This window comes from Streptomyces chilikensis, assembly GCF_001642695.1.
Classification (GTDB): domain Bacteria; phylum Actinomycetota; class Actinomycetes; order Streptomycetales; family Streptomycetaceae; genus Streptomyces; species Streptomyces chilikensis.
Genome location: NZ_LWCC02000005.1, coordinates 2,058,199 through 2,074,058 on the forward strand (window position 1 = coordinate 2,058,199; position 15,860 = coordinate 2,074,058).

Annotated in this window: 13 protein-coding genes; 3 read left to right on the forward strand and 10 right to left on the reverse strand. The window is 74.8% G+C overall.

Annotated elements, in window-relative coordinates; translation table 11 throughout:
* The 6 genes from A2U95_RS09225 to A2U95_RS09250 form a co-directional block, all read right to left on the reverse strand.
* Positions 1 to 1,341: acetyl-CoA carboxylase biotin carboxylase subunit (locus A2U95_RS09225; protein WP_240957253.1), on the reverse strand; the 1,341-nt coding region annotated here is incomplete at its 3' end.
* A 13-nt stretch (positions 1,342 to 1,354) separates the two neighbouring features.
* Positions 1,355 to 2,959, reverse strand: a complete 1,605-nt coding sequence (locus tag A2U95_RS09230) for an acyl-CoA carboxylase subunit beta (RefSeq protein ID WP_166021686.1) — start codon at positions 2,957 to 2,959, stop codon at positions 1,355 to 1,357.
* On the reverse strand, positions 2,956 to 4,671 hold the full coding sequence (locus A2U95_RS09235) for an acyclic terpene utilization AtuA family protein (protein WP_166024988.1): 1,716 nt from the start codon (positions 4,669 to 4,671) through the stop codon (positions 2,956 to 2,958). Before A2U95_RS09235 ends, A2U95_RS09230 begins: the two co-directional genes overlap by 4 nt.
* Before the next feature lie 71 nt (positions 4,672 to 4,742).
* Entirely contained in the window at positions 4,743 to 5,549 is an 807-nt protein-coding gene (locus A2U95_RS09240) for a TIGR03084 family metal-binding protein (protein WP_166021687.1), read from the reverse strand.
* A gap of 119 nt (positions 5,550 to 5,668) precedes the next feature.
* Positions 5,669 to 6,424, reverse strand: coding sequence for an N-acetyltransferase (locus tag A2U95_RS09245; protein WP_166021688.1), 756 nt, complete (start codon positions 6,422 to 6,424; stop codon positions 5,669 to 5,671).
* A 30-nt stretch (positions 6,425 to 6,454) separates the two neighbouring features.
* Positions 6,455 to 6,940 carry a GNAT family N-acetyltransferase gene (locus A2U95_RS09250; RefSeq protein WP_166021689.1) on the reverse strand — a complete coding sequence of 162 codons (486 nt, stop codon included), beginning with the start codon at positions 6,938 to 6,940 and terminating at the stop codon, positions 6,455 to 6,457.
* Positions 6,941 to 7,026: 86 nt separating this feature from the next.
* On the opposite strand from A2U95_RS09250, the gene A2U95_RS33755 reads away from it, so the two are divergent.
* Positions 7,027 to 7,431, forward strand: a complete 405-nt coding sequence (locus A2U95_RS33755; RefSeq protein ID WP_420856981.1) for a hypothetical protein — start codon at positions 7,027 to 7,029, stop codon at positions 7,429 to 7,431.
* Here A2U95_RS33755 and A2U95_RS09255 read toward each other — a convergent pair.
* The 3 genes from A2U95_RS09255 to A2U95_RS09265 all read right to left on the reverse strand — a co-directional run bounded on the left by A2U95_RS09255 (position 7,337) and on the right by A2U95_RS09265 (position 12,452).
* Entirely contained in the window at positions 7,337 to 8,263 is a 927-nt protein-coding gene (locus tag A2U95_RS09255) for a hypothetical protein (protein ID WP_166021690.1), read from the reverse strand. The two genes, A2U95_RS33755 and A2U95_RS09255, sit on opposite strands and share 95 nt — an antisense overlap.
* 174 nt (positions 8,264 to 8,437) lie before the next feature.
* Positions 8,438 to 9,274 carry an EamA family transporter gene (locus A2U95_RS09260; RefSeq protein WP_240957443.1) on the reverse strand — a complete coding sequence of 279 codons (837 nt, stop codon included), beginning with the start codon at positions 9,272 to 9,274 and terminating at the stop codon, positions 8,438 to 8,440.
* A 190-nt stretch (positions 9,275 to 9,464) separates the two neighbouring features.
* Positions 9,465 to 12,452, reverse strand: coding sequence for an FAD-binding and (Fe-S)-binding domain-containing protein (locus A2U95_RS09265; protein WP_166021692.1), 2,988 nt, complete (start codon positions 12,450 to 12,452; stop codon positions 9,465 to 9,467).
* Positions 12,453 to 12,568: 116 nt separating this feature from the next.
* Between A2U95_RS09265 and serC the strand changes: the two genes are divergently transcribed.
* A complete protein-coding gene (gene serC, locus A2U95_RS09270) occupies positions 12,569 to 13,687 on the forward strand; it encodes a phosphoserine transaminase (protein ID WP_166021693.1) in 1,119 nt (372 codons plus the stop codon).
* Positions 13,688 to 14,044: 357 nt separating this feature from the next.
* Here serC and A2U95_RS09275 read toward each other — a convergent pair whose 3' ends face one another.
* Positions 14,045 to 15,043 carry a WD40 repeat domain-containing protein gene (locus A2U95_RS09275; protein WP_166024990.1) on the reverse strand — a complete coding sequence of 333 codons (999 nt, stop codon included), beginning with the start codon at positions 15,041 to 15,043 and terminating at the stop codon, positions 14,045 to 14,047.
* Positions 15,044 to 15,104: 61 nt separating this feature from the next.
* On the opposite strand from A2U95_RS09275, the gene A2U95_RS09280 reads away from it, so the two are divergent.
* Complete coding sequence (locus A2U95_RS09280) at positions 15,105 to 15,800, forward strand: GDSL-type esterase/lipase family protein (RefSeq protein ID WP_166021694.1); 696 nt, start codon at positions 15,105 to 15,107, stop codon at positions 15,798 to 15,800.
* The last annotated feature ends 60 nt before the right edge of the window (positions 15,801 to 15,860 follow it).

Below are 15,860 nucleotides of genomic sequence, written 5' to 3' on the forward strand. Positions count from 1 at the left end.
CGCGGCGGCCAGCGGGGCGAGCGGGTCGGCGGCGGCCCCGGTCAGCTCGGCCAGGTGCCGGTCGTAGAAACCGGTGTCCATCCGGCCGGCGGCGAACTCCTCGTGCCGCAGCGAGGCGACCAGCAGGTCCCGGTTGGTGACCGGCCCGTGCACGGCGGCCCGCTCCAGCGCGCCGGCCAGTTTGCGGACCGCCTCGGCGCGGGTCGGGGCGTGGGCGACGACCTTGGCGAGCAGCGGGTCGTAGTGGACGCCGATCCGGTCGCCGTCGGCGAAGCCGGTGTCGACCCGGACGCCCGCCGCCCCGGGGAAGGCGATCCGGTGCAGGAGGCCCGTCTGCGGCGCCCAGCCGCGCGCCGGGTCCTCCGCGTAGAGGCGGGCCTCCACCGCGTGTCCGCGCGGGGCGGGGGGCTCCGGCTCCAGCGCGCCGCCCTCGGCGATCCGCAGCTGGAGCGCGACCAGGTCGATCCCGAACACCTCCTCGGTGACCGGGTGTTCCACCTGGAGGCGGGTGTTCATCTCCAGGAAGTGCGCCCGGCCGCCGGAGACCAGGAACTCCACCGTGCCGGCGCCCACGTACTCCACCGCGCGGGCGGCGCGCACCGCCGAGCGGTGCAGCTCGTCGCGGAGCGCGGGCGGGAGTCCGGGCGCCGGGGCCTCCTCGAGGACCTTCTGGTGGCGGCGCTGCAGCGAGCAGTCGCGGGTGCCCAGCGCCCACACCGTGCCGTGGGTGTCGGCCAGGACCTGCACCTCGACGTGGCGGCCACCCTCCACGTAGGGCTCGACGAACACCTCGCCGTCGCCGAACGCGCTCAGCGCCTCGGCCCGCGCGGCGGTCAGCTCGGCGTCCAGGTCCTCCAGCCGGCGCACCACGCGCATGCCGCGCCCGCCGCCGCCGGCCGCCGCCTTCACCAGCACCGGCAGGTCCGCCGCGGTGACCTCGCGCAGGGGCTCCAGCCCCATCAGCTCCTTGGCCCGGGTCTTGGAGGCCATCGCCTCGATCGCCTCCGGCGGCGGGCCGATCCACACCAGCCCGGCGTCCAGCACCTGGCGGGCGAAGTCCGGGTTCTCGGAGAGGAATCCGTACCCCGGGTGCACCGCGTCCGCGCCCGCCGCCAGGGCGGCCTCCACGATCAGGTCGCCGCGCAGGTAGGTGTCGGCGGGCGAGGTCCCCGGCAGCCGGACCGCCTCGTCGGCGGTGCGGGTGTGCAGGGCCCCGGCGTCGGCGTCGGAGTGCACGGCGACGGTGCGCACGCCCAGCTCCGCGCAGGTGCGGAAGACCCGGCAGGCGATCTCGCCCCGGTTGGCGACCAGCAGTCTGGTCACGACGGACTTGGTGATCACGATCGTTCCCCCCTCACATCCGGAAGACGCCGAAGCCGCCGCGCACGCCCTCGAACGGGGCCGTGTGGATCGCGGACAGGCAGATGCCCAGCACGGTCCGGGTGTCGCGCGGGTCGATCACCCCGTCGTCGTAGAGCCGCCCGGACAGGAACATCGGCAGCGACTCGGCCTCGATCTGCTGCTCGACCAGGGCGCGCAGCGCCTTGTCGCCCTCCTCGTCGTAGGGCTGTCCCTTCGCCGCCGCGGACTGGCGCATCACGATGGAGAGCACCCCGGCCAGCTGCTGCGGGCCCATCACGGCGGACTTGGCGCTCGGCCAGGCGAACAGGAACCGGGGATCGTACGCCCGCCCGCACATGCCGTAGTGGCCGGCCCCGTAGGAGGCGCCCATCAGCACCGACAGGTGCGGCACCTTCGAGTTCGACACCGCGTTGATCATCATCGCGCCGTGCTTGATGATGCCGCCCTGCTCGTACTCCTTGCCGACCATGTAGCCGGTGGTGTTGTGCAGGAACAGCAGCGGGATGTCGCGCTGGTTGGCGAGCTGGACGAACTGGGCGGCCTTCTGCGACTCCTCGCCGAACAGCACGCCCTGGGCGTTGGCCAGGATGCCGACCGGATAACCGTGCAGGGTGGCCCAGCCGGTGGTCAGGCTGGTGCCGTACAGCGGCTTGAACTCGTCGAAGTCGGAGCCGTCGACGATCCGGGCGATCACCTCGCGCGGGTCGAAGGGCGTGCGCAGGTCCTCCGGGACGATGCCCAGCAGTTCCTCGGGGTCGTACTTGGGCGGCTCGACGAACGCCGGGTCGGGGTCCCGGTGCGCCTTGCGGTGGTTGAGGCGGGCGACCACGCGCCGGGCCTGCCGGATCGCGTCCAGCTCGTCGACGGCGAAGTGGTCGGCGAGGCCGGAGGTGCGGGCGTGCATCTCGGCGCCGCCCAGCGACTCGTCGTCGCTCTCCTCCCCGGTGGCCATCTTCACCAGCGGCGGGCCGCCGAGGAAGACCTTCGACCGCTCCTTCACCATGATCACGTGGTCGGACATCCCGGGGATGTACGCACCGCCGGCGGTGGAGTTGCCGAGGACCACGGCCACGGTGGGGACGCCGGCCGCGGAGAGCCGGGTCAGGTCGCGGAAGACCTGGCCGCCGGGGATGAAGATCTCCTTCTGCGAGGGCAGGTCCGCCCCGCCCGACTCCACCATGGTGACCACCGGCAGCCGGTTGGCCAGCGCGATGTCGTTGGCCCGCAGCGCCTTCCTCAGCCCCCACGGGTTGGTCGCGCCGCCGCGCACGGTCGGGTCGTTGGCGGTGATCAGGCACTCGACGCCCTCGACCACGCCGATGCCGGTGACCATCGACGCGCCCACCGGGTACTCGCTGCCCCAGGCGGCCAACGGGGAGAGCTCCAGGAACGGGGTGTCGGGATCGACGAGCAGCTCGACGCGTTCCCGGGCGAGCAGTTTGCCGCGACCGCGGTGCCGGGCGACGTACTTCTCGCCGCCGCCCGCGAGCGCCTTGGCGTGCTCGGCGTCCAGTGCCGCCAGCTTCTCCAGCAGCGCGGCGCGGCGGGCCGCGTACTCGGGGCTCTCGGTGTCCAGCGCCGTGGGCAGCACGGTCATAGCAGGGCCTCCGGTATGTCCATGTGGCGGGCGCGCAGCCATTCCCCGAGCGCCTTGGCCTGCGGGTCGAATCGGTGCTGCGCGGCCACGCCCTCGCCGAGGATCCCCTCGACGGTGAAGTTGAGCGCGCGCAGGTTCGGCAGCGCGTGCCGGGTGACGGTGAGCGCCGCGGTCTCCGGCAGCAGCTCCTTGAACCGCTCGACGGTCAGGGTGTGGGCGAGCCACCGCCACGCCTCGTCGCCGCGGACCCAGACGCCGACGTTGGCGTCGCCGCCCTTGTCGCCGCTGCGGGCCCCGGCCACCCGGCCCAGCGGGACGCGGCGGACCGGGCCGCCGACGGGCGGCGGGGCGGGCAGCGGCGGCTCGTCCACGTCGGCGAGCCCCCGTGTCCCGGGCGCCGGGGGCACGCTCTCGCGCGTCCCGTCCGGCAGCACGGCGACGTGCTCCACCTCGCCCTGCGGGACGTACGCGGCGTGGAAGGCACCGTAGGGCGCGCCCTTGCCGGGCGGGGCGGTGACGTGGAAGCCGGGGTAGCTGGCCAGGGCCAGCTCGATGCCCGCGCCGGCGACGGCCCGGCCGACGGCCTGCTGGTCGGGGTCGCGGACCACCAGGCGCAGCACGGCGCTCGCGGTCTCCTCGGTGGCCGCGTCCGGCCGGTCGGTGCGGACCAGGTCCCACGAGACGTGTGCGGGGCGGGACTTGGCACGATCCAGCGCGTCCTCCAGCTGCGCCCGCACCAGCTCGGCCTTGCGTTCCACGTCCAGGCCGGTGAGCACGAACTCCACCTGGTTGCGGAACCCGCCGAACCGGTTGACGCCCACCTTGAGGGTGGCCGGCGGGGCCTCGCCGCGCACGCCGCTGATCCGCACCCGGTCGGGGCCCACCCGGTCGAGGGCGACGGTGTCCAGCCGGGCGGTGACGTCCGGCCCGGCGTACCGGGGGCCGCCGGTCTCGTAGAGCAGCTGGGCGGTGACCGTGCCGACGTCGACGACGCCGCCGGAGCCGGGATGCTTGGTGATCACCGAGCTGCCGTCGGGGTGGATCTCCGCCAGCGGGAAGCCCGGGCGGAGCAGGCGGCGGGGCTCGAACTCGCCGAAGAAGGCGTAGTTGCCGCCGGTGGCCTGGGTGCCGCACTCCAGCACGTGCCCGGCGACGACGGCGCCGGCCAGGGCGTCCAGGTCGCCGGGGGTCCAGCCGAAGTGGGCGGCGGCCGGGCCGGTGACCAGGGCGGCGTCGGTGACCCGGCCGGTCACCACGACGTCGGCCCCGGCCCGCAGACAGGCGGTGATGCCGAAGCCGCCGAGGTAGGCGTGGGCGGCCAGCGCGCCGGGGTGGGCCGCGGTGAGGTCGTCGCCCTCGACGTGGGCGACGCGGACGGGGAGCCCGAGGCGCCCGGCCAGCTCCCGCACGCGGGCGGCGAGCCCGGCGGGGTTGAGGCCGCCCGCGTTGGCGACGATCCGCACGCCGCGCTCGTGGGCGAGGCCCAGGCACTCCTCCAGCTGGCGCAGGAAGGTGCGGGCGTAGCCGGCTTCGGGGTCCTTGAGCCGGTCGCGGCCCAGGATCAGCATGGTGAGCTCGGCGAGGTAGTCGCCGGTCAGGACGTCCAGTTCGCCGCCGGTGAGCATCTCGCGCATCGCGTCGAAGCGGTCGCCGTAGAAGCCGGAGGCGTTGCCGATGCGCAGGGGCGAGGGACGCGGTGCGGATGGCGGCACGGCGGGCGGGGCGGTCCGCGGTGCGGTGGGCGGCTCGTTCCGCGGTGCGGTGGGCGGCGGCGGGGTCGTCGTCACGCGCGCTCCTTCGGCTCGCGTCCGCCGCCGGGGGGTCCGGCGAAGCACTGGGCGATGTCCAGCCAGCGGTCGGCGTCCGGGCCGTCGGCGTGCAGGTCGAGGTCGGAGCGGTGCGCGCGCTGCGTGACCAGGCGACAGAAGTCCGGCCCCGACCCGGTGACCCGCTGCGTGGCGTCCGGCGGACCGGAGGTCCACAGCTCGCCGTCCCGCCCGCCGCCGGGGAACGCCAGCTCCAGCCGGAACTCCTCCCGGGGCACCGGCAGCCCGTTCACCAGGAAGGCGAAGTCGCGGGTGCGCGCGCCCAGCCGGGCGATGTGCCGCAGCCGTCCGGAGGGACGACGCTCGACGCCCAGGGCGTCGGCGACGTCCTGGCCGTGGGCCCAGGTCTCCATCAGCCGGGCGGTGGCCATCGACGCCGCGGACATGGGCGGCCCGAACCAGGGGATCCGCGTCCCGCGCGGCACCCCGCGCAGGGCCTCCGCCAGCTCGGCGCGGCCCTCCCGCCAGGTGGCCAGGATCCGCGCGGGCGGCCTGCGGGCACCCAGCGCCGCCTGCTCGTCCATGTACCCGTCGGGGTCGGCGAGCGCCTGCCCGACCTCGGCGTCGAACGCCTCCCGGTCACGGATCGCGGCCAGCGCGGCCCGGTCGGTCCAGGCGAGGTGGGCGATCTGGTGGGCGATGCCCCAGCCCGGCGCGGGCGTGGGGGCCGCCCACCGGTCGTCGTCCAACCCGGCGACCAAGGCGTCGAGTTCCTCGAACTCCTCACGCATGTCGTCGATCACCGACGACGTCGGATCGTCCATCTCGGCGTCCTGCTCCCTCCGGGCACGGCGGTGTGCGGGGTGGTGCGCTTGGGAGCATGGCAGCGGGACGGAAATCAATCAAGCATGCTTGCTTGATTTTCTGTCCGGGCGCCGGACCTTCACAGCCGGTGCCGCACCCACACGTTGGGCTCCACGTACACGGCCAGGTCGTGGGCGAGGCTGCACAGGACGGGCGTGAGCGCGCCGGGGACCGGCACCGGGCCGTCGGCGTCGAAGGGGAGACCGGTCCACTTCCGCCACTGCGCGAGCGAGCCGCTGACCGTCATGCTGGCCGGCGCGACCTTCTCGATCACGCCGCCCGCCCGCACGTGCACCCGCAGCCAGGGGTCGCGGGGCAGGCCGTCCCCGTCCCGGGTCAGCCGGACGTACTCGGCCATGGGGGTGTGCGGCTCCAGGTGCTTGGCGTTGGGCCGCACCGGCGCGAGCAGCGCGTCGTGCCCCCGCGCGGCGACCGCGCCGCGCATCGCGGCCAGCATCCGGTAGGACAGCCCCCGGCCGAGGTGGCCGGTGCCGACGGTGATCTCCAGCGCGCTCGCCGCGGTGACGTCCAGGCCCAGCGCGCGGTCGCGGAACGCCCAGGCGATCACCCGGTCCCAGCCCTGGTCGGGGGTCTCCTCCCGGCCCTCCAGCACGGAGTTGAACGGCACGCTCATCGCCCGGGCCACCACCCGTTCACCCTCGGTGGCGACCACGCAGTACTCGGGGAACTCCCGGATCACCCGGCTGTGCAAGGACGCGGAGAGCAGGTCGTGCTGCACGAACTCCGGCCAGGTGTCGTGCAGGTCGTACATCCGCGGAATCAGCTCGGGGCGCTCGGCGAAGGTCGTGATCAGGATGTCGTCGTCAGCGGTCATGCCCGCACGCTCGCAGAAGCCCCGCGGAGATCAAAGGCTCGAGGAGGAGCCGAGTTCCAGCACCCCGACGGTCTGCCCGCCGCTGACCTCCCCCGTCCTGCGGAACCCGAGTCCCCGGTAGAACTCCTCCGGCCCGTCCTCGCCCGGCTCCCAGGTCACGTGGAACAGCGAGCCGCCCCGCCGGCGGATCTCCTCCGCCACCGCCCGCACCGCGAACCTGCCGCAGCCGCGCCGCTGTTCGCCCTCCGCGATGTTCAGCCGCCACAGGCCGGACCGGACGTCGCGCCGGGTGCCGTCGCCGAGCCAGTCGATGTCCAGGAAGGCCATCAGGAATCCCACCGGGCGGTCCCCGTCGAGGATCAGCCGGGGCCAGGCGTTCTCCGGGTACACGTACGCCTCCGCCAGCGACTTCACCACCGGCGCGACCAGCCGCCGCTGCGCGGGGGCCACCTCGATGCCGATCGCCGCCTCGAAGTTGCCCGGCGTCACCGGCTCCAGCCTCAGTGCCTCACTCATGCGCGCACCCTAGGCCGCGCGCCTCCTTCCGCCCCAGGCCTTTTCCTCCGTGCGCCCGGGCCCGCGCCCCGCCCTACGCTTCCCCCGTGCCCGCAGACACCTCAGCGCGCCCCCGGCTTCCGGCGCCTCCTCCGGACTCCCGGACCGTCCGCGGGAGCCGGAGGTGCCCCCGGCACCGGCCGGAGCCGGGCGAGGCCCTGGTCACCCGCCTGGAAGCCCACGGCGGCCGCCGCGTCACCGCCCACAACCCGTACCGGGACCACTGGGGCGTCACCGTCGAGGACCCCGACGGCTACCGGCTGGTGCTGCCACGCGGGACTGGTCCGACGCGGCGGACTGAGGGACGCCGGCGCATCCCCTCCGTCCGGCCCCCCGGAACCCGGGGTCTCCGCACACTCACGGCTGCGGGCCGGCACCGCCCCCGCGCGGCTGCGCCCACGGACCGGCCGGCGTCGCTCCGTCGAAGATCGCCTCGGCCGTGGGCGCGGTGACGGCTCGCGCGAGCACCATCCGCAGGACCTCCGGGTCGTCGATGTCCTCCACCCGCTTGCGGACCTCCTCGGAAACCTTCACGCCGCGCTGCTCCAGCACCAGCAGGATCGACGCCACGAAGGTTTCCGCCCGGCCCTCGTCCCGGACCTCCTCGAAGAGCCACGAGCGGTAGAAGGACGTGTCGGCCATAAGGAGCTCCTTCCAGAGCTGCTTCGCCCGGCCATGCCTGAGGCCTTGGGCTGTGTACTCGACGACCTGGCTGCCCTGGTCTTCCGGAACGTCACGAAGGGCACGGGACAGGGCCTTCAGTATGTCATCAATGTCCGGTTCCGCGGCGTGTGTGATGGCCGAGAGCGTCGCCATCAGGATGTCCTCCCGCGCCTGCCGGGGGTCGGCGATCACCGGGGTGTTGTGCGGTCCGACGACCATCGGACGCACCGTGAGCGTCGGCAGGAAGGGCAGCCCACTCGTCACCGGCCGCTGCGCCCAGGCCGCCGTCCGGCGGTCCTGGCAGACCACCATCAGGTGGGTCGGCAACCGGTACTTGCTCCACAGGTAACTCACGTAGTACGCCCAGCTGGACGGCTTGGCCGGGTCGGGCTTCCCCTGCGCCTCGACAGCGAGCAGGAAAGGTCCCTGGCTCTCCGTCTCGAACCGGATCAGGGTGTCGATCCGGCGCTCGATCGCGGCGGTCTCTGTCACGTCCGGGCATTCGACGGTGGCCTTCGTCGGGGGCGGCAGGTCGTACCCCAGCCGGGACGACAGCCGGTAGAAGAGGTCGGGGTGGTCCCGGAAGATGCGGTGCAGCGCCTCGTGCGCCGAGCTGACCATGGCGTTCCTCGCTGGTCGGCCCGCATCGGGAGCGTCGAGCGGGCTCGGGTCGTGGCTCGGAGCGTAGAGCGCCAGGAAATGGCTGTGACCTGCATGATCACCCGGAGCGGCGAGCTACCGACGGTATTCGGGCACAGGACTGGACGTGTCGTGTAATGGGCGTCCGGAAACGGATCAGCCCAGCTCGGGCTCCTTCGTCACACGGACCGCCCCCACCTGGGTGCGGACCGCGCCCATGCTGGCGGCGACGACCAGGCCGATGGCGGCCGCCTGGGCCGCGCCCAGGGTCTGGTGGAGGATCAGGAAGCCCGCCAGGGCGGCGACCGCGGGTTCCAGGCTCATCAGGATGGAGAACGCGGAGGCCGGAAGGGTGCGCAGCGCGATCAGCTCGAGGGTGTAGGGCAGCACGGACGACAGCACCGCGACGCCCGCGCCGAGCCCCACCGTCACCGGGTCGAGCAGCTCGCCGCCCGCGGAACCGACGCCCAGCGGGAGGACGAGCAGGGCGGCCAGGGCCATCGCGATGGCCAGCCCGTCGGCCTGCGGGAAGCGGCGGCCGGTGCGGGCGCTGAAGACGATGTACCCCGCCCACATCGCGCCCGCGCCGAGCGCGAACGCGGCGCCCACCGGGTCGAGTCCGGAGAAGTCGCCGCCGCCGAGCAGGAAGACGCCGGCCAGGGCCAGCCCCGCCCACAGCACGCTCACCAGCCGGCGGGAGCTGAACACCGACAGCGCCAGCGGCCCCAGCACCTCCAGGGTCACCGCCGGACCCAGCGGCATCCGGTCGGCGGCCTGGTAGAACAGGCCGTTCATGCCCGCCAGCGTCGCCGCGAAGGCGACCACCGTGCCCCAGTCGGCGCGCGAGTGGCCCCGCAGCTGCGGCCGGCAGACCACCAGCAGCAGCGCGGCGGCGACCACCAGGCGGATGGCGACCACGCCCAGCGCACTGGTCCGGTCCATCAGGTTCACGGCCAGCGCGCTGCCGAACTGGACGGAGACGACCCCGCCCATCACCAGGCCGATCGGGCCGAGCGCGGACCGTGCCCCCGCGGCGGGCGCCGGTCCGGCTCCGGTCGCCGTGGCTCCCGCGTGGGTCCGGTCGGTGCGGGATGCGTTCACGGTGCCGTCCTGGTGTGCGCGATGGTGCGGAAGGGTCGTCCCCATGAGGTTAAGGGCGACATGTCATTCGCGTAAATCGCTTTCAGTCCTTACCTTCGTCGCGGTCCAGCGCCTCGGCCAGCACCTCCGCCAGGTGCCGGGCCCGCTTCCCGGCCAGCTGGTCGAGCTGGGTGCGGCAGGAGTAGCCGTCGGCGAGCAGCACCGCGTCCTCCCCCGCCGCCCGGACCGCGGGCAGCAGTTGTTCCTCGGCGCAGGCGACGGACACCTCCTGGTGGCCGGGCTGGAAGCCGAAGTCGCCGGCCAGGCCGCAGCAGCCGCCGGAGAGGTCACCGGTGAGGCCCGCCGCCCCGCGCAGCCGGCGCTCGGCGGCGTCGCCGAGGACGGCGTGCTGGTGGCAGTGGGTCTGTCCGGCCACCGGGCGGTCCAGGCGGGGCGGCGTCCAGCCGGGCGCGTGCCTCTCCAGCGCCTCGGCGAGGGTGACCACGGCGGCGGCCAGCCGCCCGGCCCGCGGATCGCCGGGCAGCAGCTCGGGCAGGTCGCTCCTGAGGGCCGCCCCGCAGCTCGGCTCCAGGACCACCACCGGGAGCCCCGCGTCGAGGACCGGCTCCATCAGGCCGAGGGTCCGGCGCAGCACCGTCCGGGCCCGGTCGAGCTGGCCGGTGGAGAGGTAGGTGAGGCCGCAGCAGACCCGCCCGCGGCGGCGGCCGGCCGCCAGGACGGCGAGGGCGCCGCGCAGGCCGGCCGTCCGGCCGTCGGCGATCCGCGGGCCGCCCGGAGGGAGCACCGGCGGCAGCGTCACCGTCAGCCCGGCCGCCTCCAGCACCCGTACGGCTGACAGACCGACGGACGGCGAGAGGTACTCCGTGAAGGTGTCCGGCCAGAGCACCACCGTCCGTCCCCCGTCCGGGTGAGCCACCCCGTCCGGGTGAGCCGCCTCGTCCGGGTGACCTTCCCCTTCCGGCCGTCGCACCCCTTCCGGGTGAAGGGCGCGCGGGGGACGCCGTTCCCACTCACGGGTGAACGACGTCGGCGCGAGGCGCGGGATCGCCCGTTCCGGCGCCACCCCCGCGATCCGCTTGCCCAGCGCGGCCGCCGGCCGCACCGCGGCGAGCGCGTTCACCACCCGCGCCAGCCGGGTCCGGTCCACCGCCCGCAGCCACTCCGGCAGCCGGCCCAGCGAACAATGCGCGGCCGGCCGCCGCCGCCCCTGGTAGTGGTGGTGCAGGAACTCCGCCTTGTAGGTGGCCATGTCGACGCCCACCGGGCAGTCCGTGCGGCAGCCCTTGCAGGACAGGCAGAGGTCGAGCGCGTCCCGGACCTCCTCCGAACGCCACCCGTCGGTGATCACCTCGCCGGCCAGCATCTCGTGCAGCAGCCGCGCCCGGCCCCGCGTGGAGTGCGCCTCCTCGCCGGTCACCCGGAACGAGGGGCACATCACCTCGCTCCCCGCCGCGGTGGTGGTGGTGCGGCACTTGGCGACGCCCACGCAGCGGCGGACCGCCGCCCGGAAGTCGCCGTTGTCGGCGAGGTAGCCGAACTCCACGTCGACGGGCTCGCGGGGCAGCGGGGCGAACCGCAGGTTGGCGTCGAGGGGGGCCGGGCGGACCAGGACGCCGGGGTTGAGCAGACCGTCCGGGTCCCAGACCCCCTTCGCCCGCTCGAACAGCCGCACCGCCTCGGCCCCGTACATGCGCTCCAGCAGCTCGGCCCGCGCCATGCCGTCGCCGTGCTCCCCGGAGAGCGAGCCGCCGTAGGAGGTGACCAGGCCGGCCAGTTCCTCCGAGAACCGCCGGTACCGCGCGACGCCGCGCTCCGTCAGCAGGTCGAAGTCGATGCGGACGTGGACGCAGCCGTCCCCGAAGTGTCCGTAGGGGACGCCCCGGAGGCCGTGGGCGGCCAGCAGCCGCCGGAAGTCCCGCAGGTACGCGCCCAGTCGCGCGGGCGGCACCGCGCAGTCCTCCCAGCCCGGCCACGCCTCGGTGCCGTCCGGCATCCGGGTGGCGGTGCCGGCGGCGTCCTCCCGGATCCGCCAGAGGGTGCGCCGGGCGGCCGGATCGGTGACCACCAGCGCCTCCAGCGCGTCGGCCGCCCGCACGATCCGCTCGGCCCTGGCCCGCGCCTCGGTCCCGTTGGCCCCTCCGGTCTCCACGAAGAGCCAGGCCCCGCCGCGCGGCAGCCCTCCGGCGGACGGCACCAGGTCGGTCGCCATGCCCTCGACGGTCAGCGGACGGTGCGGCAGCAGTCCTGGCGCGGCCTGCGCGGCCGCCGTCTCGTCGGCGTACCCCAGCACCGCGAGGGCGACGGCCCTCGGCGCCTCCACCAGCCGGACCGTGGCCTCGGTGAGCACCCCGAGGGTGCCCTCGGAGCCGCAGAAGGACCGCGCCACGTCCGCCCCGCGTTCCGGCAGCAGCGCGTCCAGCGCGTAGCCGGAGATCCGGCGGGGCAGATCCGTCGCGAATCCGGTCCGCAGCAGCTCCAGCCGGGAGCCGGCCAGTTCGCGCAGCCCGTCCGGCGCGCCGGCCCAGCCGCGCCCCGGCCGGAGGCGGGCGCCGCGCGCGGTGAGCACCTCCAGGGTCCTCACGTTGTCCGCGGTCGTCCCCCAGGCCACCGAGTGGGAGCCGCAGGAGTTGTTGCCGATCATCCCGCCCAGCGTGCACCGGCCGTGGGTCGACGGATCGGGCCCGAACCGCAGTCCGTGCGGCGCCACCGCCTCCTGGAGCCGGTCCAGCACCAGCCCCGGCTGCACGACGGCGGTGCGGGCCTCCGCGTCCAGCGACAGCAGCCGGTTCATGTGCCGGGTGAGGTCCAGCACCACACCGGTCCCGGTGGCCTGCCCCGCGATCGAGGTCCCGCCGCCGCGCGGCACCACCGGGACGCCGTGCTCCCGGCAGACCTCCAGCGCCGCCGCCACGTCCTCCGTGTCCCGCGGGGCGACCACGCCCAGCGGGACCCGGCGGTAGTTGGAGGCGTCCATGGTGGTCAGCGCCCGGGCGCCCGCGTCGAACGCCACCTCGCCCCGAACCGCCGTCCGCAGTGCCGCTTCCAGTGGTGCCGCTTCCCGATCGCGCATCCTCCCAGGATGCCCGCGGCGACCGGCGCGGGGGCGGGGTGGCGCGGGACGGACGCGGCGTCTCAGCCGCCGGACCACCTTTCGTCCGGGTTTCGAGAACGGCTACGCTCGCGGTCGTGGCTGAGATCCAGATTCCCGCTGACATCAAGCCCGCCGACGGACGATTCGGCGCTGGCCCCTCCAAGGTGCGGACGGAGGCGCTGGACGCCCTCGCCGCGACCGGCACGTCCCTGCTCGGCACGTCCCACCGCCAGGCCCCGGTCAAGAACCTGGTCGGCAAGGTGCGGGAAGGCATCCGTGAGCTGTTCTCCCTGCCCGAGGGCTACGAGGTGGTCCTCGGCAACGGCGGCTCCACCGCGTTCTGGGACGTCGCGACGCACGGCCTGATCGAGAACCGCTCGCAGCACCTCACCTTCGGCGAGTTCTCCTCCAAGTTCGCCAAGGCCGCCAAGCTCGCCCCCTGGCTGGGCGACCCCACGCTGGTCACCGCGGAGCCGGGCGACCACCCCGAGGCCAAGGCCGAGCCGGGCGTCGACGTCTACGCCTTCACCCACAACGAGACCTCCACCGGTGTCGCCATGCCGATCCGCCGGGTGGCCGGCGCGGACGAGGGCGCGCTGGTCCTGGTCGACGCGACCAGCGGCGCGGGCGGCCTGCCGGTCGACGTCTCCGAGACGGACGTCTACTACTTCGCGCCGCAGAAGTCCTTCGCCTCCGACGGCGGTCTGTGGATCGGCGTGTTCTCCCCGGCCGCGATCGAGCGCGCCGAGCGGATCCACGCCTCCGGCCGCCACGTCCCGGAGTTCTTCTCGCTGCCGACGGCGATCGACAACTCCCGCAAGAACCAGACGTACAACACCCCGGCGCTGTCCACGCTCTTCCTGCTGAACGAGCAGCTGGAGTGGATCAACGGGCAGGGCGGCCTGGACTGGGCGGTGTCCCGCACGGCGGAGTCCGCGCGGACGCTGTACGGGTGGGCGGAGGCGTCCAAGTACGCGACGCCGTTCGTCACCGACGCCGCGAAGCGGTCGCAGGTCATCGGCACGATCGACTTCGACGAGGAGATCGACGCGGCGGCGGTCGCCAAGGCGCTGCGGGCGAACGGGATCGTGGACACCGAGCCGTACCGGAAGCTGGGGCGCAACCAGCTGCGGATCGCCATGTTCCCCGCGATCGACCCGGCGGACGTGGGCGCCCTCACGGCCTGCGTCGACCACGTCATCGAGCGCCTCTGACCACGTTCCCCCGCCCCTGACGACGCCGCGTTCCCCGAACGCGGCGTCGCTCTTTCCCCTCCGCCGCGCAGGGGGCCTCCGCCGCGCCCCCGGACGGTCCGGGCTCCGGGCCGCCAGGGGCGGCGCGAAGGCCCGCGGACGGAAGCGGCGCCCGCCGCCCCGACGGCCCGCGGACGGATGGCCGGCGGCCCGCGCCACGACGGCACCGGCGCCCCGGGACGCGGAGCGGTCAGCCGGTCCACCGGACCCGCACCGCGGCACGCGCCCCGCCTCCGCGTCCGCCTGCGGCGACCCGTCCGCCCGCGGCGACCCGCTCCGCGCGGGCCGTGCCCGCCCGGGAGGGGCGGCGTGGGGCGGTCAGGCCGCGCGGCGGCGGCGCGCCGCGGCCCACACACCCACGAGCGCCGCGACCACGGCCACCCCGCCCAGCGTCACGCTCCCCTCGTTCCCCCCGGCGGGCGAACCCCCCGCGGGGGACGGCCCCGAGGACGGCGGGGACCCGCCGGAAGCATCCGGGGGAGCCGCCGAGGCCCCTTCCGGCGCCGGCCGCGCGACCACCCGGCTCCCCTCCCCCTCGCTGCCGAACAGCAGCAGCCGCCCGTCCGCGCTGTACGTGAGCGACTCCCCCTGGCCCTGGAACGGCGGCGACAGCCGCTCCCGTTCCTTCGGCCGCCCCCCGTTCCAGTCCAGCAGGACGCCCTCCAGGTACCCCCGCACCGCCAGCTGCGACCCGTCCGGCGAGAACGCCGCGTCCGTCGCCCACACGTTCACGTCGGCCACCGGCCGGAACAGGTTGGTCCCCTGCGCCGAAAGCCGCTCCGGCCCCGCGAACAGGCGTCCGTCCCCGCCCCGCCGCTTGTCGACGATGTAGACCCGCCCGGTCCTCGGGTGCACGGCCAGCGACTCGGCGTCCCGCGCCCCGCCCTCGTAGCGCACCACGTACTGGGTGGCCCGCACGGTGGCGTCCCGCAGCTCCTCCGGCTCCTCGAACGCGTAGATCCAGACGTGGTCCCAGCCGCCGTCGAAGTTGTCGCCGATGTCCCCCACGTACACGCGGCCGTCCGGCCCCACCGACACCGCCTCGACGTCCCGCGCCCGCCCGACCCCGGCGAGGGTGACCGTGGCGACCGTCCGCCCGGTCCGCCCGTCCACGGCGAACACCCGCGAGCCGTCCTCGCTGTCGTTGTGCGTCCAGTAGACCCCCGGGTGCCGCCCGGACGCGGCCAGGCCGCTGGACTCGGTGATCCGCGGGTCCCGGAGCGTGAAGCTCCCGTCCCCCTCCTCCGCCGCAGCGGGGACGGCACCACCGGCGGCCAGGACCACGGCCCCGGCGAGAGACGCGAGCGATCGACGCAGCATGGGCACAGTGTCCCCCCTCACGTCGCGTCACGGGCCCGGAACGGGGCATCATGATCCAATGCTCAGGTTCATGCCCGTCGGGGACTCCATGACGATCGGCAGCGCGGGGGAACACACCTGGCGCTACCGCGTCTGGCAGCACCTGCGGGCCACGCTGGACGCCCCGTTCAAGATCGTCGGACCTCGTGAGGCGCTGCACGACCCGGCGACCGACGGTCCCGACTCGTACGAGTACGCCCCCGACGTCGACCCGGCGTTCCCCCGCGCCCACCTGGCCGGCTGGGGCGAGGGCTGGCACCACATGGTGCCGCTGATCGGCGACGCCGTCCGCACCCACCGCGCCGACGTGCTGCTGGTCTCGCTGGGCCTGATCGACCTGGGCTTCTACACCAACGCGCGGCAGACCGCGGACAACGTGCGCCGCTTCGTGATCGACGCGCGCGAGGCGCGGCCCGGGATGCGGATGGTGATGCTGCCCGTCATCCCCAACGTGCGCGCCGCCGAGGACGAGGCCTTCGCCGCCGAGGTGACCCGCTTCAACGAGCTCCTCGCCACGGAGGCCGCCGCACTGCACACCGACCGCTCCCCCGTGCTGCTCGCGCCCGTCCCGCCCGGCTGGGACATCGACCACGACACCTACGACGGCACCCACCCCAACGCCGCGGGCGAGCACAAGCTGGCGGCCGCGTTCGCCGACGTGATGCACGAGGAGTGGGGGTACGGGGAGCGGTACGGCCCGTCGCCCTCCCGCTGAGTCCCCGGCGACCGGCACGCGAGGGGGCGAGTACCGGACGACCGACGAGTCCCTCTTGCC